The following is a 26,327-nucleotide window of genomic DNA, read 5'->3' as shown; positions in this document are numbered from 1 at the left end:
AAGCGAAGTAAATATATGTTTTTTGATGATTTAAACTAATCTATTTGCTATTTTTGACATGATTTTAACGATAACAAGATTTTCAATAAAACCCACTTGGGCTTTATTGAAATAAAAAACAAATAAAATTATGCAACGCGACGAACAAATCTTCGAATTAATCGAAGCTGAAAAAAACAGACAACTTGAAGGCCTAGAATTAATTGCTTCAGAAAACTTTGTAAGCAACCAGGTTATGGAGGCTGCCGGTTCTGTTTTAACAAATAAATATGCAGAAGGTTACCCAGGTAAACGCTATTATGGAGGCTGTGAAGTTGTTGACGAAGTAGAGCAATTGGCCATAGATAGAGCAAAAACTTTATTTAATGCAGCTTATGTAAACGTACAACCTCACTCTGGAAGTCAGGCAAATACAGCTGTTTTTGCTGCATGCTTAAAGCCAGGAGATAAGATTCTTGGTTTCGATTTATCGCATGGAGGACATTTAACTCACGGTTCTCCCGTAAATTTTTCGGGTAAATTATACAATCCTGTTTTTTATGGTGTAAAAAAAGATACGGAACTTATTGATTACGATCATGTAGCTGAAATGGCCGAAAAAGAAAAACCAAAATTAATTATTGCTGGAGCTTCTGCCTACTCAAGAGACATGGATTTTAAACGTTTTAGAGAAATAGCAGATAGTGTAGGTGCATTATTAATGGCCGATATTGCTCATCCTGCAGGGATGATTGCTAAAGGCATTTTAAGCGACCCACTTCCACATTGCCACATTGTAACAACTACAACTCATAAAACCTTACGTGGACCAAGAGGAGGAATGATTATGATGGGACAAGATTTTGATAACCCCTTTGGTTTAAAACTTAAAAACGGAAACTTACGCAAAATGTCTTCCTTATTAGATTCTGCTGTTTTCCCTGGAAACCAAGGAGGACCTTTAGAGCATATTATTGCAGCTAAAGCCATTGCTTTTGGCGAAGCTTTATCTGATGAGTTTTTACATTATATGTTACAGGTTAAGAAAAACGCTCAAGCCATGGCTAAAGCGTTTTTAGATAGAGATTATCATATTATTTCTGGCGGAACAGATAACCACATGATGTTAATTGATTTAAGAAATAAAAACTTAACCGGAAAAGATGCTGAACAAGCATTGGTAAAAGCAGATATTACAGTAAATAAAAATATGGTTCCTTTTGATGACAAGTCGCCATTTGTTACTTCTGGAATTAGAATTGGAACTCCGGCGATTACAACTAGAGGTTTAAAAGAAAATGACATGGAAGGTATTGTAGCTTTAATTGACGAAGCGCTTACAAACTATGAAGACCAAACTAAACTAGAAGCTATTGCGGGAAAAGTAAATGCCATGATGAGTGGCTTGCCTTTGTTTGCTTAAGCTAAGTAATTTATACAAAAATGAAAAACCCGCTTTAAAAGCGGGTTTTTTTTATGTGTATTTCTGTCATTTAGTATTCTCATTCAGAGCCCTGTCTTTCTAATCGAAGCGAAGAATCTCTTATAAAAACATATAATACTATAGATTCCTCCTATTGTCTGAACGACAAAAAATTCTATAAACTTGTGTGCTGATAAGCTCCGGCATCTGGAGAAGCCGTTCTGCTTATCCCTAAAATATCGTTTGGCACTTGTCCTGCGAAACTTGTATTTCCTATACCATTTGCTTTAGAATCGTTTCCAATAATCATTTGATTTTTATCTGTATCCTTAAAGTCTGGATTTTGATTAAAAACGTTCAATTCGTATAAGGCAGGATTATTAAAGTCGTAATTAGGTCCCGTAAAATTATCGTAGTTGTCTTGAAACCTCAACAAGCAATTGGTAAACTTAAAATTAAAAACCACGTTAGGATCTTCAATCTCATCCAAGATGAATTCTGGATTGTCGTTTCCGTAAATAATGCAGTTATTAAAATTAGCTTCTATTAAATCTGTGACATATCTCGTGTCTGCTGTGTCAAAAAAGTTGTTCACTAACAAGGCTGGAAATTGCCTAAAGCTGTTATTCCAATAGTTTGCAATGGTACTATGTGTTACATTATATTTACCGCCATAGGTGGCAGCAAAACTCGTTTGTCCGGAATTATTTATCACCAGATTTTCAGCAAGAATGGAAGTTCTTCTTCCTAGAATTCCGAAATTACTAGAATTGTAAATTTGGGAATTTGTTATGGTTAATTTATTGTTTACTTCATTCGGATTTCCTTCGCATAAAATCCCTACAGCGCCATTTTTAATAGTGGCATAATTAATATTATTATTCACGCTTCCATCCAACAACCAAATGGTTCCCCATTGTCCGGGAACATCAGAAAAAATTGGTTCTAATCTATCTCCTTCAAAAACAACTTCATTTTCTAACAAATCCGGATCCGAACTTAAAGCTCCATCAACCTGTAAACTAGCTCCTTCTGAAACTAAAAGTCCGGAATTGGCATGGAAATGTACACGAGCACCAGCTTCCACAGTTAAGGTTTCGTTATTTGGAACAGCAGCATAACCATAAATAACATATGGCTTCTGATTGGTAAACGTGAGTTCGCTTGGCAATAAATAGCGACCTTGAATTTCAGTTTCTACCACTTCTCCTCCAATATTTAAGGTTAGAGTTTCTACAACTCCTGTGGTATTGTCTTTATCGGGATAAATAAATACAGCGTCCTTAACCAGAGTAACCAATTCAACCGATTGAAGGTTACCACCAGAATCGAATTCAATTTTATCTGTATATAAAAACTCCTCATTTAAACTTGGTAAGTTATTGATATCTATAGTTGTTTCAATAAAAACAAACATACTATCTTTGGCAAGAATCTCTACATTCTCAAATACTTTTCCTGGCATACCATCTACATTTAAACGGTACTCAGAATTTTCACCTAAAGCCAATCTAATAGAAGGAATACTAATATCGTTACTGCTTTTATTATATACTTTAAGGTTGTATGTGCTAGATCCTATGTTTGTAAAAACAGTATCCAGATAAACAGTATCTTTAGAAAATTCTAAACTTCCGGTACTAGGTCCAAAATCTAAATCTTTTCTACAAGAATTAGTAGAAATTAAGACGCTTAAACAAAGAATAAAATAAAAGGCTTGCTTCATTTTTTAGTAATCAATTATTATTGCTGCAATATGTACTTGGTAAAAATATAACTTTTGATTTGATGAATTCGTATGAATATTAGAATTTAGTAAAATATTTCAAAAACCTCATCAGTAATTCTTGCTGGCTTTAAAGTCTTGGAACTCATAAAACACCAGGTAGTTTCTGATTTTGCCAGGAGTTTATTGGTATTATTATTTATTATTTCAACTATTCTTGTACAAGTAACTCCTTCAGAATTTGTGATATAAGTTTTAAGTTTAATTTCATCGTCTAAAAATGCTGGGCGTTTATATTCTATACAATGTGTTAGCATGACCCAAAAATTTGCATTTCTAATTTCTTCGGAAGCAAAAGTCAACCAATGATCCTTGGCTACTTCTTGAACCCAATGTACATAACGCACGTTATTAACGTGGTTTAGCTCGTCTAAATCGTCTTTGGATACCGTCAAAAATATTTCGTGAGTTTTCAATATAAATTTTTGTTTTTTAGAAGTGAGAATAAGACTCATTTATATTCTTAAGTCAATTATCTATGTCTATTTCTTTTCTATGGTTTCTTATCTGTAGTACAATAATATTTTCTACTATTCCACAATCTCTACCTCAAACAGTTTATCCCATCGTTTTCCTGTTATAAAAAATGTTTTGGTGTCAGGGTTATAAGCAATCCCATTTAATACATCTAGTTTTGGATGTTGAGAGACTTTTTTTCTTAAAGGTGTAAAATCAATTACTCCTTCTACGGCACCATTTACAGGATTAATAATTGCAACACCATTTTTGTTGTAGCGATTGGCATAAATTTTACCATCTACCCATTCCAGTTCGTTTAATTCTACAACTTTTCCTTTACTATGGTAAGCTTGAATATAGCTTTCTTCCATTAGTGTTTCTGGATTAAGTGTCCATATTTTTTCAGTACCATCACTTTTATATAGCAACTTCCCGTCGTTACAAATCCCCCATCCTTCTTTACTATTACCGTATTTAAAACTTCCCGTTCTTTCAAAAGAATTTACATCGTAAACAAGTCCGGTCCCACTCTTCCATGTAAGCTGGTATATTTTATCATTTAAAATGGTAAGACCTTCTCCAAAATACGCATCGGCTAAATCGATGTTTTTTAGAACCTTTCCTGTTTTATAATCAACTTTTCTAAGTTTCGATTCTCCATATTGTCCTGTACTTTCATAAAGTTCGCCTTTATAAAACTCCAAACCTTGAGTATAAGAGGTAATATCATGCGGATACTCGTTTATAATTTTATACGAATACACTTTAGGAGTTTTATTGTTTAAAATAGTGATTTTTTGGGAAATTGTTTCAGTAGTTCCTCCCAAATTAAAACTGGCTTCAACAAGATGATCTCCTAACTTATATTTACTTAAATCTACTTCATCTGTAACTGGTTTTCCTTCAATTTTAAATTCTACCGAAGAGATTTCGTGATTTTTAGGATTAGAAATAGCTAATTTTAAGGTTTTATCTACGGCTAAAGCATGACCTTCTGCATTAATTTTGATTGAAATTTCATTTTTTTTCTGTGCCGAATTACTTCCACAAGAGAGTAAAAAACTACCTAAAAATATGATTGTAAGATATTTAAATGTCTTCATTTTAACTTTATAATTTTGGGGCAAGTTATTTATTAAAATTCAGTTTAAAAAATCATTGCGTTAAATTTAAAAGATTGTATCTTTGCAGCGGGCAAGTCCTACACAACCAGCTCCTGTTGAATCCTCCAGGGCGGGAACGCAGCAAAGGTAAACGGTCGTAGCGGTGTGATGTAGGTAGCTTGCCCTTTTTTTTTGGAATATATTCAAATCTTGAAAGCTATGGCGAATCAAGATTTTTTTAGTTTACGGACCTTTCGCAACGCTAAGTACGTTAAATTTTAGCTCTTCTTTTTAATTAAGATATTTCCAGTATATTTTATTTTCAGTTTTCTCAAACAACCTTTAAGAAATTTAGATTTGAGCTATCTACTCTCATTTCTTTTTCTTTTTATATCTACTTTCTACAATTCATTTTTATTTTTACATTTTTATTATACCTTTATCGCTATGTCTAAAGTTGTTTTGATTACAGGTGGGTCTTCTGGAATAGGAAAATCTGTTGGTGAGTTTCTTATTCAAAAAGGGTTTATTGTCTATGGAACAAGCAGATCGCCCGAAAAATATCCTGAAAGTAAGTTCCCTATTGTTGGGTTAGATGTTACAAAAAATAATACCATTACAGAGGCCATCAAGGCAGTTCTTTCTAAAGAAGGACATATAGATGTATTAATTAACAATGCTGGGGTTGGTATAACAGGTCCCATTGAAGAGATTCCAGAAGCCGAGATAAAAAACAACTTTGAAACCAATTTATTTGGCCCAATCAATGTTATTAAGGCTGTTTTACCTAGTATGCGTGCTCATGGTTCTGGGTTAATTATAAATATTACGTCTATTGCAGGTTATATGGGCTTACCTTATAGAGGTATTTATAGCGCAAGTAAAGGTGCTTTTGAGCTTGTTACCGAAGCTTTTAGAATGGAGCTAAAAGACTTTAATATTAAAATGACGAACGTAGCTCCCGGCGATTTCGCCACTAATATAGCTTCCGGACGGTACCACGCCCCTATTTTAGAGGGTTCGCCATACAAAACGTCTTATGGAAATACACTAAAACTTATGGACACTCATGTGGACGAAGGAAAAGATCCTCTATTAATGGCAAAAGCTATTTTTAAAATTATTAATACACCCAACCCAAAGGTACATTATAAAATTGGAGAGTTTATGCAAAAGTTTTCTATTGTATTAAAAAGAATTCTACCAGACAAGACTTATGAAAAACTATTGTTGAAGCATTATAAATTATAACCTATTTTATACTGCTTTTGTGAAAGTATTATGAACTGAAACTAATTATGAAAAAATTATTATCCCTCTATATATTTTTAAGTGGATGTATTGGTTATGCCCAAATAATTGATATAAACAACGCTGCTCATACAGAATCTAGTTATAGCCTACAAGAACTAGTAGAAAATGTTTTAATTAGTGGCGATTGCGCTGAGGTAGATAATTTTACTTCTCAAGCTTACGGCTCTCCAAACCAAACAAGCATAAAAAGTTATGGCTATTTTAAAAAACCAACAGGAAGCACATTCGCTTTCGACGAAGGGATTGTTTTAACCACAGGTAATGCCTATCTGGCTGGAAACAACACCGTAAATATAGAAGGTGAGCCTAGTCAAATGAATGGAATATCTGGAGATACCGATTTAGAAATAGCCTTAGGCGTTAGCGGTACTGAAGATGCAACTTATGTGAAATTTAATTTTGTACCTACCTCTCCAGATTTTAATTTTAACTTTATAATGGCTTCTGAAGAGTATAACAACTTCTATGAGTGTCTGTTTTCAGATAGTTTTGCTTTCTTGTTACGAGAAGTTGGCACAACAACATATACCAATTTAGCTGTTTTACCAAATGGACAGCCTGTAAGTGTTACTAATATTAACAACTCAAATAATTGCCCTGCCAATGTTGAGTTTTTTGACGGGTACAACTTACCTCATACCAATTATGGAGGACAAACCAGAGTCTTAACAGCAAATGCTACAGTTACTCCTTATCAAACCTATGAAATTAAGCTTGTGGTTGCAGATCAAGGAGATTCTTCTTGGGATTCAGCTATTTTTATTGAAGCAGGTAGTTTTAATTTTGATCTTGTTATTGGAGAAGATTTAACCATTGATAACGGTAATCCAGCTTGCTCAAACGAAACAGTAACTTTAGACACCCAAATTCCTCCTAATACTGCAGACCACACATGGTTTTATAATGGTATGGAAATTCCTGGAGAGATAGGATCAACTATAGATGTTACTAACGACGGAACCTATAGTGTAATTGTTGATTATGGTACTAATTGTTCCGCAACCGATTCTGTAATTATTGAATTTACAACAAGTCCAGTAGCCAACCCAATTCCTGATATTATAATCTGCGACAGCGATAATGATGGTATTTCAGACTTCGACCTAGTGTCCCAAAATAATTTTATTTTAGACACACAACTCGAAACCAATTTTACTGTAAGCTATTACGCAAGTCAGACAGACGCTGATGCTGGTACTAATCCTTTAGGCGATATTTACACCAATCAGGTAGCATATCAAGAAGAAACTATTTTTGCACGAATAGAAAGTAATGAAAACCCTGATTGTTTCGACACAACTAGCTTTTTAATAGATGTAGCACGTGGACCAATAGCTACTCCCGTTCTTTATGAATTATGTGACAATACCGACGATGGCGATGATACTAACGGATTTGTTGAATTCGATTTAAATTCAATTTCATCCCAAGTGTTAAACGGTCAAGACAGTACATTTCTAAATATTTCATATCATTTAAATCAAGAAGATGCTAATATTAATGCATCTCCTCTTCCTTCTTTATATACTAACATTACTGCAAACGAACAACAAATAGTAGTAAGATTAGAAAGCACTATTAATACAGATTGTTACGGAACCGCTAATATAGATTTAAAGGTTAATGCCTTGCCTATTACAGCAAACAACGTTACTTTAGAGCAATGCGATGACGATTTAGACGGACTAACTCTATTTAATTTAACACAAGCTTACAGTTTAATTTCTGCTAATTATGCATCTTATGACATTAGTTTTTATGAAACCGAAGTTCTTGCTGAGGGCGGGTTGACTGAAGATCAGATTACAAATTTAACTACATATCCAAATCTAATTCCGTTTAACGATGTTGTCTACGCAAGATCAGAAAATGCCGAAGGTTGTAACAGGATTACTAGAATAGATTTAGTTGTTGGAGCAACTCAAATACCTGCCTCGTTTCACTTAGATTATGTAGTTTGCGATGATAATTTAGTGGATGGTGATGATAGAAACGGAATTGCCTCTTTCGACTTTAGCGATGCCACAGCCCAAATTGAAGCTTTATTTCCAGTGGGACAAAATATTGAAGTGAGCTATTATACAAATATAACAGATGCACTTTCAGAAGAAAATGCCATTACAGATATTAGTAATTTTAGAAACGAAAACTCTCCGTTTACACAAAATATATTTGTTAGAATAGATAACGAAAGTATAAACGCTTGTCTTGGATTAGGCGAACATATTACTTTAACAGTAAATTCTCTGCCAGAGATAAATCCTATTTCTAATTACGAACTTTGTAGCGATACTAATGAAGCAACCTTCGATTTAACAACAAAAGACAACGAAGTAATTGGCGCCCAAACAACACCATTATTGATTTCTTATTTTGAAAGTCAGGAAGATGCTAACAACAATACAAACCCAATTGCTGTACCATATCTAAATAACCAAAGTCCGAGAACTATTTATGTAAGAGCATTATTTGATTATAATAACAACGGAGTTGAAGATCCAAATGAGTGCTTAACAACAGATATGAGTTTTGAATTAATTATCAATCCTAATCCAAATCTTAATCCACCTACTCCAATTGAAATTTGTAGTTATCAAATAGAAACTGAATACAATTTAACAATTAGAACGGATGAAATTACCGGAAATAATAATTCCATAAATCTGGCTTATTACGAATCTCAACTAGATATAGATAACAACAACCCTATTACAAATCCAACTACTTACTTAAACACAATTTTAAATAGAGAAATTATGGTTGTGGGAACAAATGAATATGGATGTTATACTCAAACTATCTTAACTTTAAACACCATTCTATATGCTAATTTAAATCTAAACCCTTCTCCTATTGAAGAATGTGAAGTTGATAATGATGGTTATGATAATTTTGATATAACCAGAAGGGAAAACAGTATTTTAAATGGTTTAGACGCTACAGAATTCGAGATATTATATTATGTGGAAGAACAAGATGCTTTAGATGGAAATAACAATACCATTACTAACCCTTTAGATTTTACAAATACGATACCCGTTAATCAGACAATCTATGTTAGAGTTACTCCAAACTCAAATAATTGCTCTCAAATTATACCCTTAAAATTAATAGTAAACCCAGTTCCTAAAATAGCTCTAGAAAACAAATACGTTATCTGTTTAGATGCTAATAGCCAAGTTATAGATCCTGTATCAGAAACCGTTTTACCAAACCCTCCTATCAACACACATTTAAGCGAAACAGAATATACGTTTCAATGGTATTATGGAGAATTTGCTGATAGCAACAACCTAATTGTTGGGGCTACGCAAGCCACATATACACCAACAACTGCCGGTTTTTATACGGTAAATGCCATAAACAATTCAACAGGTTGTACAATTCCAGGAACTACTGAAGTTGTAGACTCCTATCCTCCAGAAAGTATAACTGCCGAAGTTCTAAGTCAATCGTTTACTAACAATAATACAATAGATGTAACTATTGTTGGACAAGGTAATTACTTAATAAGTCTGGATTATGGAGTTTGGCAGAGTAATACCACTTTTGAAAACGTATCTGGAGGAGAACATCATATTCGAGTAAGAGATCAATACAATTGTAACGAGCTAATTTACGAGCTTACTGTAATAGATTATCCTAAATTCTTTACCCCGAATAACGATGGTTATAACGATACTTGGAATCTATATGGAATGCAAGATCAACCAAATGCCAAAGTTCTTATTTACAATAGATACGGCAAACTTATAAAACAAATAAGTCCTGCAGGTTCTGGTTGGGATGGTACTTTTAATGGAGAGCCTTTGCCAACAAGCGACTATTGGTTTACCATAGAGTATACAGAACCAATAACAAACATTAAAAAAATATTTAAATCTCATTTTACTTTAAAAAGATAAAACTTTATTTAACAGATTTTTGCAAACTAATAAGACAAGCAAAGCATTATAAATTGTAATTTTGTAGAACCGATATTTCGGAGTAAACACAACTAAATTCTTAAAAAGAATTAAAAAAATAATTATTTATGAAATTTTTTATCGACACTGCCAATTTAGCTCAAATTAAAGAAGCTCAAGATCTTGGAGTACTTGATGGCGTTACAACAAACCCTTCTCTAATGGCAAAAGAAGGCATTACCGGACATGATAACATTTTAAAGCATTATGTAAACATCTGCAATATTGTAGATGGAGATGTTAGTGCAGAAGTTATCTCGACTGATTTTGAAGGAATGGTTCGCGAAGGTGAAGCTTTAGCCGAATTGCACGAGCAAATAGTAATTAAGCTTCCAATGATTAAAGATGGTGTTAAAGCTTGTAAATACTTTTCTGATAAAGGCATTAAAACCAATGTTACTTTAGTTTTTTCTGCAGGACAAGCCTTATTAGCTGCAAAAGCTGGAGCCACTTATGTGTCACCTTTTATTGGCAGATTAGACGATATTTCTACAGATGGTCTAAATCTTATTGGAGAGATAAGACTAATTTATGACAACTACGGTTTTGAAACTGAAATATTAGCAGCTTCTGTTCGTCATACCATGCATATTATAGATTGTGCTAAATTAGGAGCAGATGTTATGACAGGACCATTAAGCGCTATTGAAGGCCTTTTAAAGCACCCACTTACAGATATTGGATTAGCTAAATTTTTAGAAGATTACAAAAAAGGAAACTAAACGTTTTATTTAATAAAAGAAAAGCCTCAAAATAAATTTTGAGGCTTTTTTTATTGATTTATAACACCTAAAAGTTCTTCTTCAAAATTACTAGAGAACATATTGGCATGAGAGTTAACTATCAAACCTTTATTATTAAGGATAATAACCTTACTTATTGGAAAAATAGCTAAGGTTTGTCGCGCTTCTTGTGGTTTCTTTAAAATGTATTCTTTGGCGCTATCAATATGCAATTTATCCAAAGTTCTTTTCCATAAGTTTTTATCGTCATTATTGGCATTTATTCCAATAAAGGTTATTTCTGGATACTTTTCTTTTAACTCTTCAACTTTCCTATGGCATTCTTCCACATGAGTCATTGTGGCTTGAGACCAAAAGAAAATAACACAAGGGTTATTTCCTAAAACAAATCTTAGATTCAATTCATTATTTTCAACATCAAAAATTCTAACATCCGGCAATGGGTTCCCCGGTTTTAAAAGAACTAAAGCAGACACCAATTTACTTACGTATTCCTTATGTCTTGTATTGGAACTTTTATCAAGAAAGGAACTGAGAACGCTTTGGTAGGTATCCACATCCTTGTTATTACTAATATACTCAATAGTTGCACTAATTAATAAGGAGTTTTTAATGTTTTCATTAGTCATCAAACTATCTATTAAGTTCAATCTTATTAAGCTATAGTCTAGAGATTTTTTACTAAAAATACTATCGTTAGAATGTTTAAAATGTTCTGAAAGTGCTAGGTTTTCAAAATGATGTTTTAAAAACGAAGAATATGGGAAGTAATCTAATAGATCTTCATCGTTATAATCAATATTTTTGCGGTAACTATAAAACCCTTCAGGTAAAGCTTTAAAGTTATCTCGTTCATTTTTAGTGTAATTAATAAACGGATAAGTTTCTTTACTTAAGTAATAATCGTAATTAATATTAGATTCTGCTAAATGGTTGAAAAGTTCAGAGGTTCCTTGTTTATATGTAAATTCTCGTAAGTTATTTAGCTTAAACTCTCTAAGAGAATCCAATTTGTATTCAAATTCTTCCGGAGGCAAGTTACTAAACCCTAAAACAAGCTTATCTTCAATTTCACCATCTAAATACAAGTTAATTAAGTAATTATTCTTTTTGGCTCCAACTCCTGTAAACACCAACGACTCGTCAAATTCCATAGTATTTAATCTAAACATAATACTATCGTTTGGCTCTAACAAAACCATTTGTATTTCACCTCCATGAGAAAAAGTGTATAAACCAGAATCTAGTTCGTTCACTTTATAAATAAATCTATTTTTAGGGTCTAGGGTTAAAGTATCTATAACAGAGTTCCCTTTAAGTAAAACCACAAAATTATTAGATGGGTTTATTATTTCGCCACCAAAATAAGCAACATCTCCCTCGTCTTGCTTAGCATCTCTTTTGCACGACACAAGAGTTATTAGAAGTAATATTAACAGGTAAAGGTGCTTCATAAATCTGTTTAAGATATTCGTTTATATCAAAGACAAAAATATAAGTTGCCAGTAACATCTGTTGTTAATTCGTTGTTAAATATTAATAAGATTGGTTTTGTTTCATGTTGTAGTAGGTTTTGGTTACTTTTGCAAAAAATTAAATTATACGCTTATGTTATCTGTTTCTAATTTATCTGTACAATTTGGAAAACGTGTGCTTTTCGACGAAGTAAGCACAACTTTTAATCAAGGAAATTGCTACGGAATTATTGGTGCCAATGGTGCAGGAAAGTCTACTTTTTTAAAGATTCTAGCTGGCAAGCAAGATCCTACATCTGGACATGTCCATTTGGAGCCTGGAAAACGTATGTCGGTTTTTGAACAAGACCATAATTTATACGATGAGCATACAGTTTTAGAAACAATCTTAATGGGGAACAAACCCTTATTTAAGCTAAAATCTGAAATAGATGCCTTATACGCAGATTATACAGATGAAAATGCAGATAAAATTGGCGAATTACAAGTTCAATTTGAAGAAATGAATGGTTGGAATGCCGATAGTGATGCGGCTTCTATGTTATCCAATTTAGGAATATCGGAAGATTTGCATTTTACATTGATGAAAGATATGGATGGAAAACAAAAAGTAAGAGTGCTTTTAGCACAAGCTCTTTTTGGAAATCCAGATGTATTGATTATGGATGAGCCTACCAACGACTTGGATTACGAAACCATTTCTTGGTTAGAAAACTTCTTGGCAAACTATGAAAACTGTGTTATTGTGGTTTCTCACGATAGACACTTTTTAGATGCCGTTTGTACTCATATTTCTGATATAGATTTTGGAAAAATCAATCATTTTTCTGGAAATTACACCTTCTGGTACGAATCTTCTCAATTAGCTGCAAGACAGCATGCACAGCAAAACAAAAAAGCTGAAGAAAAGAAAAAAGAATTAGAAGAATTTATTAGACGTTTTTCTGCTAACGTTGCAAAAAGTAAACAAGCAACAAGTAGAAAGAAAATGATTGAAAAGTTAAACGTTTCAGATATCAAACGTTCTAGTCGTAGATACCCAGCTATTATTTTTGAAAGAGAAAGAGAAGCTGGAGATCAAATATTAAATATAGAAAACCTATCTGCATCTATTGATGGGGAAACTTTATTTACAAAACTAGATTTAAACCTGGTAAAAGGAGACAAGGTAGTTTTATTCTCTAAAGATTCCCGAGCTACTACTGCTCTATTCGAAATATTAAATGGAAAAATGGAAGCTGATTCTGGGGTTTACAATTGGGGGATTACAACTTTACAATCTTATTTACCTTTAGATAATAGTGAGTTTTTTCAAAATGATTTAACATTAGTAGATTGGTTACGTCAATGGGCTAAAACCGAAGAAGAACGTGAAGAAGTCCATATTCGTGGGTTTTTAGGAAAAATGATCTTTAGTGGAGAGGAAGCTTTAAAAAAATCTAACGTACTGTCTGGAGGAGAAAAAGTAAGATGTATGTTAAGTAGAATGATGATGGTAAGAGCTAACGTACTTATGTTAGACGAACCAACAAACCACTTAGACTTAGAAAGTATTACAGCTTTTAATAACTCTTTAAAAAACTTTAAAGGCACAATTTTATTTTCTACCCATGATCATGAATTTGCGCAAACAGTAGCAAACAGAGTCGTAGAACTAACTCCATCAGGTGTTATAGATAGATACACTACGTTTGACGAGTATATGCAAGACCCGAAAATAAAAGAATTACGTAATAAAATGTACGGGGTTACAGTATAAGCCATCTTGTTTAAAGTCGCAGTTTTTAGCTATAAAATTCTAAAAACTGCGATTCTAAGCCTTAATCTAAGGTTGCAACTCTGCAGTTACACTCTCTACAATAGGTACAGAAGCATCGAGTTCTTCTTCGCTTACAAATATTTCTTGATACCCAGGAATAGAAGATCCAAAACCCGCTAACCTTCCAGATTCAGATTCATCTTTTACAATAGGACTTATTCCAACGGCGTCTAATTTATCTACTATAAGTTGAGCAATAATAAAACTACCTGTATAAATTTTTATATAACCAGATTCCATAGTAATAGATATTAAGAGTTTCTTAAATATACGAAATAAGCCTCAGTTTTGTTCGTATTAATCTCGAAAAATAGAGCCTTTTTAAAAAACAAGAAAAATTTAGTTTGTTAAAAAATATGATTACATTTGTGTATTATTAAATATTTTAAATTATTACAATGAGTAAAGGAACAGTAAAATTTTTCAACGATACTAAAGGATTTGGATTTATTGTTGAAGACGACACAAACAAAGAACATTTTGTACACATTTCTGGTTTAATCGATGAAATTCGTGAAGGCGATGTTGTAGAATTCGATTTACAAGAAGGTAGAAAAGGATTAAATGCAGTAAATGTAAAAGTAATAGATTAATACTTTATTACTTAATTACTTAACAACATTGAAAAAGCCTCGTTAATTCGAGGCTTTTTTTATACACTATATTTTATAACTAATTATCTTAATTCTGCTCCAAGTTCCTTTTTAAAATTCTCTTGAAGTTTTGTCATAATCTTATCTATTTGTTTGTCTGTTAAAGTTTTATGTTCATCTTGAAACGTAAAGCTTACAGCATAACTTTTCTTCCCCTGAGGCAAGTTTTTACCTTGATACACATCAAACAAGTTAACAGTTTTAAGAAGTTTCTTTTCTGTAGTATTTGCTATTCTATCTATATCTTCAAACAAGACTTTGTTGTCAATCAATAAAGCAAAATCTCTCTTAATCTCCGGGTATTTAGCAATATTTTTAAAACTAATCTTATTATTTCTAGCTAACTCTATAACCAAGTCCCAGTTAAAATCTGCAAAGAGCACATCCTGAGAAATCCCAAAATGCTTTAATATAGATTTTTTAACCAATCCAAATTCTACCACTGGCTTTTTTCCTATTAATAAAACTACACCTTCACTAAACACATCGTTAGTAAATGAAGAAGCTTTAAAATTAGATAAACCCAAACGTTTTAAAACACTAGAAACAACACCTTTTATATAAAAGAAATCGGAAGTCTTAGATTCTGCATTCCACCTCTCTGGATGCTTGTCTCCCGTTACAAATAAAGATAAATGCTTATGCTCTTCTCTATTTTCTTTAAAGTTATGATAGGTCTTACCATACTCAAAAAGTTTTAATCGATCTCTTTTTCTGTTGATGTTATGACTTACATTCTCTAAACCAGAAAATAACACCGACTGTCTTAAAACGCTTAAGTCATGACTCAAAGGGTTCAACATTTTTACTTGAAACTCCTCTTTAAGTTGCTCGCTTAAATTAGTATATTCTGGTGTTGTTAGAGAGTTGGTTAAGGTTTCGAAAAAACCTTGAGCCACCAATTGATCTCCAATAATATTCTGCAAGTTATAATCTTCAAACTTAGAAGTACTAGAGATAGAAGCATTTAGTTTTTTAGAAGTTATAATGTTATTATAACCGTATACTCTTATAATTTCCTCTATAATATCGGCTTCACGTTGCACGTCATTTCTATATGCGGGAACTGTTAGACCTAAGCCAGTTTCTGTAACATTATTGATTTTAATATCTAAAGACATCAGAATATCTTTAATAGTATCTTCTGCTAAATCTTGACCAATTAACTTTTTTGCATTGTCGTAACTTAAACGCACTTGAAAATCTTCAATCTTTTTCGGGTAGAAATCAACAATATCGCTAGTAATTTCACCTCCAGCAATGTCTTGAATTAACAAAGCCGCTCTTTTTAAAGCATACTCCGTAATATTTGGATCAATTCCTCTTTCAAATCTAAAAGAAGCATCTGTGTTTAAATGATGTCTTTTAGCTGTTTTTCTAACGCTTACCGGATTAAAATAAGCACTTTCCAAAAATATACTTGAAGTTGAATCGGTAACCCCAGATTCTATACCTCCTAAAACCCCTGCAAAACACATTGGCTTTTCGGTATTACAAATCATAAGATCTTCTTCGTGTAATTCGCGTTCTACACCATCTAAAGTGGTGAACTTTGTTCCTTTTGCTAAAGTTTTTACTTCAATTTTATTTCCAGTAATTTTCGATACATCAAAAGCGTGTAAAGGCTGCCCTAATTCGTGCAACACATAATTTGTAATATCTACAATATTATTTTTTGGAGTTAATCCAATAGCTTTTAATCTGTTTTGTAACCAGATTGGCGAATCTTCTACTTGTAAACCAGAAATAGTCAAGCCACAATATCTTGGAGCCAACTCTTTATTTTTTACATCTACATCAATTCTTTGGGTTCTGTTGGCAACATGAAAAGCACTCACAGACGGAGTAATCATTTCTAAACTTATATTTTTTTGAAGTAAGCCTGCTCTTAAATCACGTGCCGTACCAAAGTGACTCATGGCATCTGCTCTATTAGGTGTTAAACCAATTTCAAAAACATGATCGTTCTCTACTTCAAAAATCTGGTTAAGAAGAGTTCCCACTTTAATTTTTTCGTCGAGAACCATGATACCATCATGCGACTTTCCTAGGCCAAGTTCGTCTTCAGCGCAGATCATTCCAAAACTCTCCTCGCCTCTAATCTTTCCTTTTTTAATGGTCCATGCTTCACCCTGTTCAGTATATAAAGTAGTTCCAATAGTTGCTACTGGTACTTTTTGGCCAGCTGCTACATTTGGAGCACCACAAACTATTTGCACAGGTTTGTCTATCCCAATATTAACTGTAGTTAGTTTAAGTCTATCTGCATTTGGATGCTGTACACAAGTTAAAACCTCTCCAACCACTATACCTTCCAATCCGCCTTTAATAGATTGAAAAGGACTGAGCCCTTCAACCTCCAGGCCTAAATCTGTTAACAACTCGCTAACTTGATCTGGATCCCAAGTAGTACTAATAAATTGTTTTAACCAATTGTAAGAAATCTTCATGTTTGATTTTTTATTTAAGGGTGCAAAGATAAAATATTGCTTTCAAGCATTCAAACAAAGCTTTAAAAATTGTAGCTAATAAATGTTTCTAACTCACAAAAAAATGGATTTACAAAAGCTAATTTCAATTTCAACTAAAAAAACCTAAAAGAATGAGGCATCTCTTCATTTCACGCTTTAGAATAAAATATTGTTACTTAAGAGGGTTTAATCAACAAACTGCTCCATGTCTATTCTATTAATAGCACCATGAGACCCATGTGCAACCACTACGCCATTTTTAATAATAAGTAATTGAGGCGACTCGTGCATGACTTGGAACTTATAGCCAGTTTCTTTAGAAACATCGCGATAATTCAGCAAGTCTAAGAAGTAAAGATCTAAATCCGTTTCAGACAAATTATATGACGAAACAAACTGTTTTAAAACCATTCTGCTAATTCCACAACGGGTAGAATGTTTAAATATAGCCTGTGTTTTAGTTTTCGATTTTTCTTCAATGCTATCCAATTGCTCAACATCTGTTAAAGCTATCCACGGTAGCACTTTTTCTTCTTTTTCTTCGGAAGAAGTACCGAATATTTTATTAAAAATTCCCATGAAAAATATTATATTTTATTTCCATAAAACTATTTACCAATAAACAGTAATAAAAATCTTATTAATTAACACATTTATAGGTCGCAACTAGTTTCAAAATCTTACAATATGACGAAAAGTCACGCTATTAGCGACATGAAAAGACATTTTGTCTTGCTTTTTATATTGGTAAGATAATTGAAATACCTTGTACAAAGAAAACAAAATAATCTTATAACATTAAAAAGATAAACTTTAAAAGCGAATAACTTATCTTTTAAAATAAGACATAAATATTTAAAAACTAACATGTTTCCAATCTTATTTTGTCGAGAGACAGATTTATTGAAACAAAAAAAATAATTCTATATGAACTTAAATAATTTTACCATAAAATCGCAAGAAGCCATCCAACGAGCACAGCAAATAGCTCAAGGTTATGGCCATCAACAAATAGAAAATGAACATATATTTAAAGCCATTTCAGAGGTTGATGAAAATGTATTACCATTTATTTTAAAAAAACTGAATATCAATATTCCAGTTTTAAAACAAGCTTTAGATAAGCAATTAGAAAGCTACGCAAAGGTTTCTGGAGGTGATATTATGTTATCCCGCGATGCAGGAAAAACTTTAAACGAAGCATCAATAATAGCCAAGGACATGAAAGACGATTATGTGTCTATTGAACATTTAATCTTGGCTATTTTTAAGTCTAAAAGCAAAATATCTCAAATGCTTAAAGATCAAGGAGCAACAGAAAAAGGACTTATAGCCAGTATTGAAGAGTTAAGAAAAGGAGACCGAGTTACCTCTCAAAGTCAAGAAGAAACATATAATTCTTTAAACAAATACGCTAAAAACTTAAATCAATTAGCAAAAGACGGAAAACTAGATCCAGTAATTGGAAGAGACGAAGAAATACGTAGAATTCTTCAAATTTTATCTAGACGTACTAAAAACAACCCGATTCTAGTTGGAGAACCAGGTACAGGTAAAACTGCTATTGCCGAAGGTTTAGCCCACAGAATTGTAGATGGAGATATTCCTGAAAATTTAATTGACAAACAAATTTTTGCATTAGATATGGGAGCTCTAATTGCCGGTGCAAAATACAAAGGAGAATTTGAAGAGCGCCTAAAAGCTGTGATTAAAGAAGTTACCGAAAGCGATGGAGATATAGTCTTGTTTATTGACGAAATTCACACATTAGTTGGTGCTGGTGGTGGACAAGGAGCTATGGATGCTGCTAATATTTTAAAACCTGCTCTAGCTAGAGGAGAACTTAGAGCTATAGGAGCAACCACTTTAGACGAATATCAAAAATACTTTGAAAAAGACAAAGCTCTAGAAAGACGTTTTCAAAAAGTAATGGTTAACGAGCCAGACACAGAAAGTGCTATCTCTATTTTGCGTGGAATTAAAGAAAAATACGAAACACACCATAAAGTACGTATAAAAGACGAAGCTATTATTGGCGCTGTAGAATTATCTGAAAGATATATTACAAACCGATTTCTTCCAGACAAAGCTATCGATTTAATGGATGAAGCTGCTTCAAAATTACGTATGGAAATAAATTCAAAACCAGAAGAGTTAGATGTTTTGGATAGAAAAGTCATGCAATTGGAAATTGAGATTGAAGCTATTAAACGTGAAAAAGACGAATTAAAGCTAAAATCTTTACGTTCAGACTTGGCTAATTTAAAAGAAGAACGCAACGAGTTAAATGCCAAATGGAAAAGCGAAAAAGACGTTGTAGATAATATCCAGACAGCTAAAGCCAATATTGAAGAATTTAAACTGGAAGCCGAACGTGCAGAGCGTGATGGCGACTATGGAAAAGTAGCAGAAATTCGTTACGGAAAAATTAAAGAGGCTAAAGAAACTTTAGAAAAACTTCAAAAAGAATTACAAGAGAATCAATCTGAAAACTCTTTAATTAAAGAGGAAGTTACTTATGAAGATATTGCAGATGTTGTAGCCAAATGGACAGGAATTCCAGTAACAAAAATGATTCAAAGTGAACGTGAAAAACTTTTGAAGTTAGAAGACGAATTACACAAACGTGTAGTTGGTCAAGAAGAAGCAATAGTTGCAGTTAGTGATGCTGTAAGACGCTCAAGAGCTGGATTACAAAACGCACAAAAACCTATTGGAACCTTCTTGTTTTTAGGAACAACAGGTGTTGGTAAAACAGAATTAGCTAAAGCCTTAGCAGAATATTTGTTTAACGATGAAAGCGCTCTAACCAGAATAGATATGAGCGAATATCAAGAACGTCATTCTGTTAGTAGATTAATTGGTGCACCTCCAGGATATGTTGGGTACGATGAAGGCGGACAACTTACTGAGGCTGTAAGAAGAAAACCTTATTCTGTAGTGCTTTTAGACGAAATTGAAAAAGCACATCCAGATACTTTTAATATTTTATTACAAGTATTAGACGAAGGACGATTAACAGACAACAAAGGACGTGTTGCCGATTTTAAAAATACCATCATTATAATGACTTCTAATATTGGAAGCCATATTATTCAAGAGCGTTTTGATGCAACTAAAGATATCGACTCGGCCATTGAAGCTGCTAAAGTAGATGTATTAGCGTTATTAAAACAAAGTGTAAGACCAGAATTTTTAAACAGAATAGACGACACCATTATGTTTACCCCTCTATCTAAAGCCAATATTAAAGACATTGTTGGCTTACAAATAAAGGCTTTAACTAAAATGTTATCTGAACAAAGTATAACTTTTGATGCCACAGATGAAGCTATTAAATATTTAGCTGAAAAAGGCTATCATCCAGAATATGGAGCCAGACCTGTAAAAAGAGTCATTCAAAAAGAAGTTCTAAACGAATTAAGTAAAGAAATATTAGCTGGAAAAATAACTACAGATAGTATTATTTTACTAGATGCCTTCGATGATAAACTTGTTTTTAGAAATCAATCAAGTTTGGTTGCAGAAGAACAATAAAAAATATGTTTTTCATATAGTTAGTTAGATTTGTTAAATAAAAAAGCAACGTAACTCCTTAAAAGGAGAGACGTTGCTTTTTGTATTTTATAGCAGTATCTCATAAATTTAATGCTTGCTTCGATAATTCTAAATGCTTTTCCAAAACAAAAATACGAGAAACACAAACAGTATAATTACCTATAAATCATACTATTTATTGTTAAAAATTTAATATCTTAACGTTATAACTGAAAATTTAATAATATGGGCATGTTTTTTTATTACAATTTTCCTGAAACTGAGTTATTCGTTTTCGATGAGTTTTTAATTTGTCAGATTCGTGAAGGGGCCGAAATACATCCAGACCACAATGTTTTATTAAACGAAATTATTCAGAAACATTTTTCTGGTAAAAACCTTGCTTATATTTCCAATAGAGTAAACTCTTATTCTGTTGATCCTCTAACCTATGTAGGAGCAGAAAAAAATTCCGAATCTATTAGCCATAGCCATGATTCCGGAAACAGGAATTATGAGAAGAAATGCTGAATTTGAAAGAGACTTTTTTGACAAACCTTATGAAATTTTTAATAACTTAAGTGAAGCTATTTCATGGGTTCATGGTGTATTGAGAAATAACCACTAAAATATCTTATAGTTAGCAATAGTGTCAAGCTATCATAGACAAACTTCCTAATTATTGAAATTACTTATTAAAGTAAAGATTTACTTTAAAAATCTCTTTATTATCGAATATTCCTTACATTTAGAAAGTTTAATTTGGGCGTGATTTATCTTTAACTTCGACAGCATTTTTTTTTATAAACAAAGCTATCTAATTAATAACAAGGAGATTCCCTCAAAATTCATTCCTATAAAAATAATATAAGACGTAATTTCCTTGGTTTTTCAAGAATTAGAAATTCATAATGTTTTAATAATTTTTAAATGAAATAGCGAAAATATAAACAGTTAGTCGTATTTTTGATACCACTTAACCTATAAATACCTTTTTATGTCCATTAGTCAATACATAGATCATACCTTATTAAAATCGTCCGCCACTAAATCTGATATAAAGCTTCTTTGTGATGAAGCCAAAAAATATCGATTCTATTCAGTTTGTGTCAATAGTTTTTATGTAACTCTTGCAAAACATTTATTGCTAAGAAGCAATGTTAAGGTATGTGCTACCATTGGATTCCCTTTAGGAGCCATGAGTAGCGAATCTAAAGCTTTTGAAGCTACAAAAGCAATTGAAGATGGCGCAGACGAAATAGACATGGTAATTAATATAGGGATGCTAAGAAGTAAAAATTACGTTTCTGTATACAAAGATATTTGCGATGTAAAATTAGCTATAGGAAAAACACCTTTAAAAGTAATTTTAGAAATTAGCGAATTATCTAAAAATGAAATTATTAAAGCCTGCCAAATATGTTTAGATGCTAAAGCAGATTTCATTAAAACATCTACTGGTTTTTCTAAAAGTGGGGCGACTTTAACAGCAGTAAAAATGATTAAAAAAACCGTTAAAAATAAAGCAAAAATAAAAGCTTCGGGCGGGATTAAAGATTATGAAACTGCTCTAAAATACATAGATGCTGGTGCCGACAGAATAGGAACCTCATCTGGAATAGACATTGTTACTGATAAAAAAGTAAAAACAACAAAAACAGATTATTAACATTTTATTTACCAATTCTTATGAGTGTTCATATTGAAGCAAAACCAGGAGACATTGCTGAAACTATTTTATTACCTGGAGATCCCTTACGTGCTAAATGGATAGCCGAAACTTTTTTAGAAAATCCTGTATGCTTTAATAAAGTTAGAGGAATGTTAGGTTTTACTGGCACTTACAAAGGCAAAAAAGTTTCTGTAATGGGCACAGGAATGGGTGTTCCAAGTATTTCTATATACGCTCACGAATTAATTACAGAATATGGTGTAAAAAATCTAATTCGTGTTGGTAGTTCTGGATCATACCAAAAACATATAAAAATTAGAGATATTGTTTTAGCTATGGCTGCTTCTTCTAATTCTGGTGTTAATGAGTTGCGTTTTGGTGGTGCAGATTATGCGCCTACGGCAGACTTTGGCCTATTCCAAAAAGCTGTAGAAGTAGCAAAAGAGAAAAACATTCCTTTAAAAGCTGGAAACGTATTTACGTCAGATGAGTTTTATGCAGACGATTTTGAATCTTACAAAAAATGGTCAAAATTTGGAGTGCTTTGTGTAGAAATGGAAACAGCTGGACTTTACACTGTTGCCGCTAAACACAATGTAAATGCCCTTACAATTTTAACAATCTCAGATTCTCTTGTTACAGGCGAACGTACTACAAGTCAAGAAAGAGAAACCACTTTTAAAGACATGATCAACATAGCCCTAGAAATGGTCTAAATTTGAATAAATTTCTTTTTAAGAATGAATGACATCTGTTGTTCTAAACCTAAATAATGAAGTTCTTTATTATTGTTTTATATAGTATGGTACTTTCGGGATGTGTTCAAGAAACCTCTTCCGAAAGTACAAACTATTACTTAATACGTCATGCCGAAAAAGATAGAAGCGATTCCTCTAACCAGGATCCACATCTGACAAAAATTGGCAAAGCTAGAGCTAAAAAATGGGCAGATATTTTACAACATATAACTTTTGATGCTGTTTATTCTACCAACTTTAATAGAACCAGAGAAACTGGGTTACCCACAGCACTTACAAATAATGTAGGAGTAACTCTTTATAATGAAAATAATATAAATGTTTCTAATTTCTTGAAGGAAACTAAAGGAAAAACAATTTTAGTAGTTGGACATAGCAACACCATTCCAGAGTTTGTAAACACTATTTTGGAGGAAGAAAAATACCAAGACATTGAAGATTCTAACAATGGAAACTTGTACATTATTAACATTGTAGATAAAAAGAAATTAGATCAAGTACTTACATTTAATTAACCGTCACGTTTTTTAATTCAATTTTAGAAAGCAGTTCTAAATCGTTGCTTTCATATAAATGGCCTAATTCCCTTAAACTAACACCCTTGGTTTTTGGCTTGTAATTCCTATAATCCACAAACCGTACCCCATGGATATAACGCTCATTATAAGCTTCTCTAAACCTATATCCTAGACCATTCTCTTCATGGAACGAATACGCCAAATAATCCATTTTAAAACTATCTTTTTGTACCCAATAAATAAACACATCTTCAAAATCTTCTCCGCCTCCATCTTGTTTAAAAGTAACCTCTATTTTATAGTAGGTTTTATCTTTTAATACCTCTTCCCCTAGAAGCTCCTTATTAACAGCTTCATCATTTAAACCATATGGTAAAACCGAAAAGTAATGGACGGAATTAACAGAAGCAGCATATTTTACAGCCATAGAATCTATAAGTTCCAAAGGCTCATTCTCTACAAAACGATTAAATCCGTTATTATCAAGTACATCTTTTACATTAAAAATAGAATCTTTAAAATGACGCTCCAAACTAAACTCCCCATGGTCTCGTTGCGCCACATAATGCATATCTCTAAAATCGAAGGCTATCTTTGAAACATCAAAAAGTTCTCCACCAGAGATTTCAATGGTTTTGTCAATAATATCTTGAGCAGTTAAAACGGAGGATGTTGTTTTTTTACAACTAACAAAGAACAAGGTAAAAATTACGGTAAACAGAACGAATTGTTTCATAAGGTGAATATTTCAAGTATTCTTGTAAAATTAAGGATAATATTCAGGAGATTTTTAAAAGTTCTTTTAAATTATTTACCTTTGACAAGTATGCAGAAAAGTGTAAACATAAAAAACAGAAAAGCCAGGTTTCAATATGAAATACTGGATACTTATACAGCCGGAATTGTTTTATCTGGAACCGAAATAAAGTCCATTAGAGAAAGTAAGGCATCTATTGCCGAAAGTTTTTGTGAATTTAACGACCGTGGAGAATTATTTGTTGTTAATATGACCATTGAAGAATATATTTATGGCACGCATTACAACCACAAGCCTAAAGCTACCAGAAAACTTTTATTAAATAAAAGAGAGCTTAAAAAGCTAGAAAAAGAAGTTAAAAATACTGGACTGACTATTATTCCACTACGATTATTCCTTAACGAAAGAGGCTTAGCCAAAATGAGTATTGCTTTAGCTAAAGGAAAAAAATTATTCGATAAAAGGGAATCCATAAAAGACAGAGAAAATAAAGTAAGATTAGACAGAATTAAAAAAAGTTACTAATTTTTGTTTCCTATTGAGCTCGTTTTAAACTGTTACAAACACCCCGAATTTTAAACACTATTTAACCCTTTCTTTTTAACCCAAACTCAAAAATTATAAAACAGATGAAAAAGTGGAATTTATTACTTTGTTTGTTAGCTGTTAATCTTTTTTTTGTGAATGCTCAAGAAAGTGCTATAAAATATGGTCATAAGGTTAAAACTCTAGAAACTACTATACAAACACTTTACAACGTAGTTTCTGGTGAAAAAGGAGACAAAAGAGATTGGGATCTTTTTAAGTATTTGTTTTTGCAAGACGCCAAGTTAATTCCATCAAGAAAAAATGAAGAAGGTTATTATATAAATAGGTATATGTCTCCTTCAGATTATATCTCTGCTACTGAATCTTGGTTGGTTGATAATGGTTTTTTTGAAAAGGAAATTCACAGAACTGTAGACAGTTTTGGTAATATAGCTCAAGTTTTTAGCACCTACGAATCGTATCAGAATGAAACGGATTTAGAACCTTTTATGACGGGCATAAAAAGCATTCAATTATTTTTCGATGGGTTTAGATGGTGGATTGTTAATATTTATTGGACCCAGGCAACCGAAGAAAACAAAATTCCCATAGAATATTTACCTAGAACTAGGTATTAATTTTTATCCTCTAATAGAGGGACAAACCTAAACTCTCCAAACTCGTGTTTTTCAAATTCTTTAGGTCCTTTTCTAATAAACAAGGTCATAACTTGAACCTCGTCTCCCACCGGAATTACTAATCGGCCACCAATAGCCAACTGACTTAGTAGTGGTTTTGGCACAAATGGAGCTCCAGCCGTTACAATAATCCCATTAAATGGAGCTTCTTCTTTTAAGCCAATATAACCATCACCAAAAATTAGCTTTTTCGCTCTAAAGCCTAAACTAGGTAAAAATTTACTTGTTTTTTTATAAAGTTCTCTCTGTCTCTCAATACTATACACAACAGCTCCAAGCTCGCATAAAACAGCAGTTTGATAACCACTACCAGTACCTATTTCTAAGATTTTATCTCCAGGCTTAACTTTCAATAGTTCCGTTTGAAATGCTACAGTAAAAGGCTGCGAAATAGTTTGATCTGCTGCAATAGGAAAAGCCTTATCTTGATATGCATGGTCTAAAAATCCAGAGTCCATAAATAAATGTCTGGGAATACAACTAATAGCCTCCAATACTTTGGTATCTGTAATACCTTTACTCTTAATAACTTCAACTAATTGCTGTCTTAATCCCTTATGTTTAAACGTATCTTTCACTGTCTGGCTTATTTTCTAGGCTAAATTAATCGAATAAGTATCAAGTTCAAAGTTTAATCTTTAAAGTTTCATTTAATTTCTATTTTCTATT

22 protein-coding genes and 1 other RNA gene are annotated in these 26,327 nt (G+C 32.4%); 14 read left to right on the top strand and 9 right to left on the bottom strand.

All coding sequences use genetic code 11. The annotated features are described in order from the left end of the window. Nucleotides 1–130 precede the first annotated feature (130 nt). Nucleotides 131–1,402 carry a serine hydroxymethyltransferase gene (gene glyA, locus OS188_RS07115; protein WP_267148135.1) on the top strand — a complete coding sequence of 424 codons (1,272 nt, stop codon included), beginning with the start codon at nt 131–133 and terminating at the stop codon, nt 1,400–1,402. 175 nt (nt 1,403–1,577) lie between these two features. Here glyA and OS188_RS07110 read toward each other — a convergent pair whose 3' ends face one another. The 3 genes from OS188_RS07110 to OS188_RS07100 all read right to left on the bottom strand — a co-directional run bounded on the left by OS188_RS07110 (nt 1,578) and on the right by OS188_RS07100 (nt 4,750). Further along, a complete protein-coding gene (locus OS188_RS07110; protein ID WP_267148134.1) occupies nt 1,578–3,128 on the bottom strand; it encodes a hypothetical protein in 1,551 nt (516 codons plus the stop codon). An 86-nt stretch (nt 3,129–3,214) separates the two neighbouring features. Continuing rightward, nucleotides 3,215–3,643, bottom strand: coding sequence for an acyl-CoA thioesterase (locus OS188_RS07105; RefSeq protein ID WP_267148133.1), 429 nt, complete (start codon nt 3,641–3,643; stop codon nt 3,215–3,217). Between the two features lie 75 nt (nt 3,644–3,718). Continuing rightward, nucleotides 3,719–4,750: a glutaminyl-peptide cyclotransferase gene (locus OS188_RS07100; protein ID WP_267148132.1), complete on the bottom strand. Its 1,032-nt coding sequence runs from the start codon at nt 4,748–4,750 to the stop codon at nt 3,719–3,721. A gap of 89 nt (nt 4,751–4,839) precedes the next feature. On the opposite strand from OS188_RS07100, the gene ffs reads away from it, so the two are divergent. The 4 genes from ffs to fsa all read left to right on the top strand — a co-directional run bounded on the left by ffs (nt 4,840) and on the right by fsa (nt 10,751). Then, nucleotides 4,840–4,938, top strand: an RNA gene (gene ffs / locus OS188_RS07095) — signal recognition particle sRNA small type. A 259-nt stretch (nt 4,939–5,197) separates the two neighbouring features. Further along, nucleotides 5,198–6,001: an SDR family oxidoreductase gene (locus OS188_RS07090; protein WP_267148131.1), complete on the top strand. Its 804-nt coding sequence runs from the start codon at nt 5,198–5,200 to the stop codon at nt 5,999–6,001. A gap of 47 nt (nt 6,002–6,048) precedes the next feature. Beyond that, complete coding sequence (locus OS188_RS07085; RefSeq protein ID WP_267148130.1) at nt 6,049–9,969, top strand: T9SS type B sorting domain-containing protein; 3,921 nt, start codon at nt 6,049–6,051, stop codon at nt 9,967–9,969. A gap of 128 nt (nt 9,970–10,097) precedes the next feature. Then, nucleotides 10,098–10,751, top strand: coding sequence for a fructose-6-phosphate aldolase (gene fsa, locus OS188_RS07080; RefSeq protein ID WP_267148129.1), 654 nt, complete (start codon nt 10,098–10,100; stop codon nt 10,749–10,751). 50 nt (nt 10,752–10,801) lie between these two features. Here the strand turns inward: fsa and OS188_RS07075 are convergent, their stop codons facing one another. Continuing rightward, nucleotides 10,802–12,226: a TlpA family protein disulfide reductase gene (locus OS188_RS07075; RefSeq protein ID WP_267148128.1), complete on the bottom strand. Its 1,425-nt coding sequence runs from the start codon at nt 12,224–12,226 to the stop codon at nt 10,802–10,804. A 154-nt stretch (nt 12,227–12,380) separates the two neighbouring features. On the opposite strand from OS188_RS07075, the gene OS188_RS07070 reads away from it, so the two are divergent. Further along, complete coding sequence (locus tag OS188_RS07070) at nt 12,381–14,006, top strand: ABC-F family ATP-binding cassette domain-containing protein (RefSeq protein ID WP_267148127.1); 1,626 nt, start codon at nt 12,381–12,383, stop codon at nt 14,004–14,006. Between the two features lie 66 nt (nt 14,007–14,072). Here OS188_RS07070 and OS188_RS07065 read toward each other — a convergent pair whose 3' ends face one another. Continuing rightward, nucleotides 14,073–14,306: a putative signal transducing protein gene (locus OS188_RS07065; RefSeq protein WP_267148126.1), complete on the bottom strand. Its 234-nt coding sequence runs from the start codon at nt 14,304–14,306 to the stop codon at nt 14,073–14,075. A gap of 158 nt (nt 14,307–14,464) precedes the next feature. Between OS188_RS07065 and OS188_RS07060 the strand changes: the two genes are divergently transcribed. Continuing rightward, nucleotides 14,465–14,659, top strand: a complete 195-nt coding sequence (locus OS188_RS07060) for a cold-shock protein (RefSeq protein ID WP_267148125.1) — start codon at nt 14,465–14,467, stop codon at nt 14,657–14,659. An 83-nt stretch (nt 14,660–14,742) separates the two neighbouring features. On the opposite strand, the gene pheT is transcribed toward OS188_RS07060, so the two are convergent. Both pheT and ytxJ read right to left on the bottom strand, forming a co-directional pair. Next, entirely contained in the window at nt 14,743–17,169 is a 2,427-nt protein-coding gene (pheT, locus tag OS188_RS07055) for a phenylalanine--tRNA ligase subunit beta (RefSeq protein WP_267148124.1), read from the bottom strand. A gap of 207 nt (nt 17,170–17,376) precedes the next feature. Further along, the gene (gene ytxJ, locus OS188_RS07050) at nt 17,377–17,769 is read right to left on the bottom strand and encodes a bacillithiol system redox-active protein YtxJ (protein ID WP_267148123.1); all 393 of its coding nucleotides are present in this window, start codon (nt 17,767–17,769) and stop codon (nt 17,377–17,379) included. 348 nt (nt 17,770–18,117) lie between these two features. On the opposite strand from ytxJ, the gene clpB reads away from it, so the two are divergent. The 5 genes from clpB (at nt 18,118) to OS188_RS07025 (ending at nt 23,672) form a co-directional block, all read left to right on the top strand. Beyond that, the gene (gene clpB, locus OS188_RS07045) at nt 18,118–20,727 is read left to right on the top strand and encodes an ATP-dependent chaperone ClpB (RefSeq protein WP_267148122.1); all 2,610 of its coding nucleotides are present in this window, start codon (nt 18,118–18,120) and stop codon (nt 20,725–20,727) included. A gap of 246 nt (nt 20,728–20,973) precedes the next feature. Then, nucleotides 20,974–21,258 (top strand): hypothetical protein, encoded by a 285-nt coding sequence (locus OS188_RS07040; protein WP_267148121.1) that lies wholly within the window; start codon nt 20,974–20,976, stop codon nt 21,256–21,258. Nucleotides 21,259–21,724: 466 nt separating this feature from the next. Continuing rightward, entirely contained in the window at nt 21,725–22,396 is a 672-nt protein-coding gene (deoC, locus tag OS188_RS07035; protein WP_267148120.1) for a deoxyribose-phosphate aldolase, read from the top strand. 20 nt (nt 22,397–22,416) lie between these two features. Then, nucleotides 22,417–23,115 carry a purine-nucleoside phosphorylase gene (gene deoD / locus OS188_RS07030; RefSeq protein ID WP_267148119.1) on the top strand — a complete coding sequence of 233 codons (699 nt, stop codon included), beginning with the start codon at nt 22,417–22,419 and terminating at the stop codon, nt 23,113–23,115. A gap of 56 nt (nt 23,116–23,171) precedes the next feature. Further along, nucleotides 23,172–23,672 (top strand): SixA phosphatase family protein, encoded by a 501-nt coding sequence (locus OS188_RS07025; protein WP_267148118.1) that lies wholly within the window; start codon nt 23,172–23,174, stop codon nt 23,670–23,672. Here OS188_RS07025 and OS188_RS07020 read toward each other — a convergent pair. Beyond that, nucleotides 23,665–24,411 (bottom strand): DUF6503 family protein, encoded by a 747-nt coding sequence (locus tag OS188_RS07020; protein WP_267148117.1) that lies wholly within the window; start codon nt 24,409–24,411, stop codon nt 23,665–23,667. The two genes, OS188_RS07025 and OS188_RS07020, sit on opposite strands and share 8 nt — an antisense overlap. 90 nt (nt 24,412–24,501) lie before the next feature. Here OS188_RS07020 and smpB point away from each other — a divergent pair, with 90 nt between their 5' ends. Beyond that, nucleotides 24,502–24,957, top strand: a complete 456-nt coding sequence (gene smpB, locus OS188_RS07015) for an SsrA-binding protein SmpB (protein ID WP_267148116.1) — start codon at nt 24,502–24,504, stop codon at nt 24,955–24,957. A gap of 104 nt (nt 24,958–25,061) precedes the next feature. Then, nucleotides 25,062–25,598: a hypothetical protein gene (locus tag OS188_RS07010; protein ID WP_267148115.1), complete on the top strand. Its 537-nt coding sequence runs from the start codon at nt 25,062–25,064 to the stop codon at nt 25,596–25,598. On the opposite strand, the gene OS188_RS07005 is transcribed toward OS188_RS07010, so the two are convergent. Continuing rightward, nucleotides 25,595–26,236, bottom strand: a complete 642-nt coding sequence (locus OS188_RS07005) for a protein-L-isoaspartate(D-aspartate) O-methyltransferase (RefSeq protein ID WP_267148114.1) — start codon at nt 26,234–26,236, stop codon at nt 25,595–25,597. The genes OS188_RS07010 and OS188_RS07005 overlap by 4 nt on opposite strands. Nucleotides 26,237–26,327: the final 91 nt, after the last annotated feature.

The sequence above is a fragment of the Xanthomarina sp. F1114 genome, assembly GCF_026410255.1.
Lineage (GTDB): Bacteria > Bacteroidota > Bacteroidia > Flavobacteriales > Flavobacteriaceae > Xanthomarina.
The sequence above is the reverse complement of the archived record's forward strand: the minus strand, read 5'-3'. Positions and strand labels throughout refer to the sequence as shown.

Excerpts from the sequence above, each read along its gene's own strand:
- glyA (WP_267148135.1), top strand. The coding sequence starts at position 131 with ATGCAACGCGACGAACAAATCTTCGAATTAATCGAAGCTGAAAAAAAC.
- OS188_RS07110 (WP_267148134.1), bottom strand. The coding sequence starts at position 3,128 with ATGAAGCAAGCCTTTTATTTTATTCTTTGTTTAAGCGTCTTAATTTCT.
- OS188_RS07105 (WP_267148133.1), bottom strand. The coding sequence starts at position 3,643 with ATGAGTCTTATTCTCACTTCTAAAAAACAAAAATTTATATTGAAAACT.
- OS188_RS07100 (WP_267148132.1), bottom strand. The coding sequence starts at position 4,750 with ATGAAGACATTTAAATATCTTACAATCATATTTTTAGGTAGTTTTTTA.
- OS188_RS07090 (WP_267148131.1), top strand. The coding sequence starts at position 5,198 with ATGTCTAAAGTTGTTTTGATTACAGGTGGGTCTTCTGGAATAGGAAAA.
- OS188_RS07085 (WP_267148130.1), top strand. The coding sequence starts at position 6,049 with ATGAAAAAATTATTATCCCTCTATATATTTTTAAGTGGATGTATTGGT.
- fsa (WP_267148129.1), top strand. The coding sequence starts at position 10,098 with ATGAAATTTTTTATCGACACTGCCAATTTAGCTCAAATTAAAGAAGCT.
- OS188_RS07075 (WP_267148128.1), bottom strand. The coding sequence starts at position 12,226 with ATGAAGCACCTTTACCTGTTAATATTACTTCTAATAACTCTTGTGTCG.
- OS188_RS07070 (WP_267148127.1), top strand. The coding sequence starts at position 12,381 with ATGTTATCTGTTTCTAATTTATCTGTACAATTTGGAAAACGTGTGCTT.
- OS188_RS07065 (WP_267148126.1), bottom strand. The coding sequence starts at position 14,306 with ATGGAATCTGGTTATATAAAAATTTATACAGGTAGTTTTATTATTGCT.
- OS188_RS07060 (WP_267148125.1), top strand. The coding sequence starts at position 14,465 with ATGAGTAAAGGAACAGTAAAATTTTTCAACGATACTAAAGGATTTGGA.
- pheT (WP_267148124.1), bottom strand. The coding sequence starts at position 17,169 with ATGAAGATTTCTTACAATTGGTTAAAACAATTTATTAGTACTACTTGG.
- ytxJ (WP_267148123.1), bottom strand. The coding sequence starts at position 17,769 with ATGGGAATTTTTAATAAAATATTCGGTACTTCTTCCGAAGAAAAAGAA.
- clpB (WP_267148122.1), top strand. The coding sequence starts at position 18,118 with ATGAACTTAAATAATTTTACCATAAAATCGCAAGAAGCCATCCAACGA.
- OS188_RS07040 (WP_267148121.1), top strand. The coding sequence starts at position 20,974 with ATGGGCATGTTTTTTTATTACAATTTTCCTGAAACTGAGTTATTCGTT.
- deoC (WP_267148120.1), top strand. The coding sequence starts at position 21,725 with ATGTCCATTAGTCAATACATAGATCATACCTTATTAAAATCGTCCGCC.
- deoD (WP_267148119.1), top strand. The coding sequence starts at position 22,417 with ATGAGTGTTCATATTGAAGCAAAACCAGGAGACATTGCTGAAACTATT.
- OS188_RS07025 (WP_267148118.1), top strand. The coding sequence starts at position 23,172 with ATGAAGTTCTTTATTATTGTTTTATATAGTATGGTACTTTCGGGATGT.
- OS188_RS07020 (WP_267148117.1), bottom strand. The coding sequence starts at position 24,411 with ATGAAACAATTCGTTCTGTTTACCGTAATTTTTACCTTGTTCTTTGTT.
- smpB (WP_267148116.1), top strand. The coding sequence starts at position 24,502 with ATGCAGAAAAGTGTAAACATAAAAAACAGAAAAGCCAGGTTTCAATAT.
- OS188_RS07010 (WP_267148115.1), top strand. The coding sequence starts at position 25,062 with ATGAAAAAGTGGAATTTATTACTTTGTTTGTTAGCTGTTAATCTTTTT.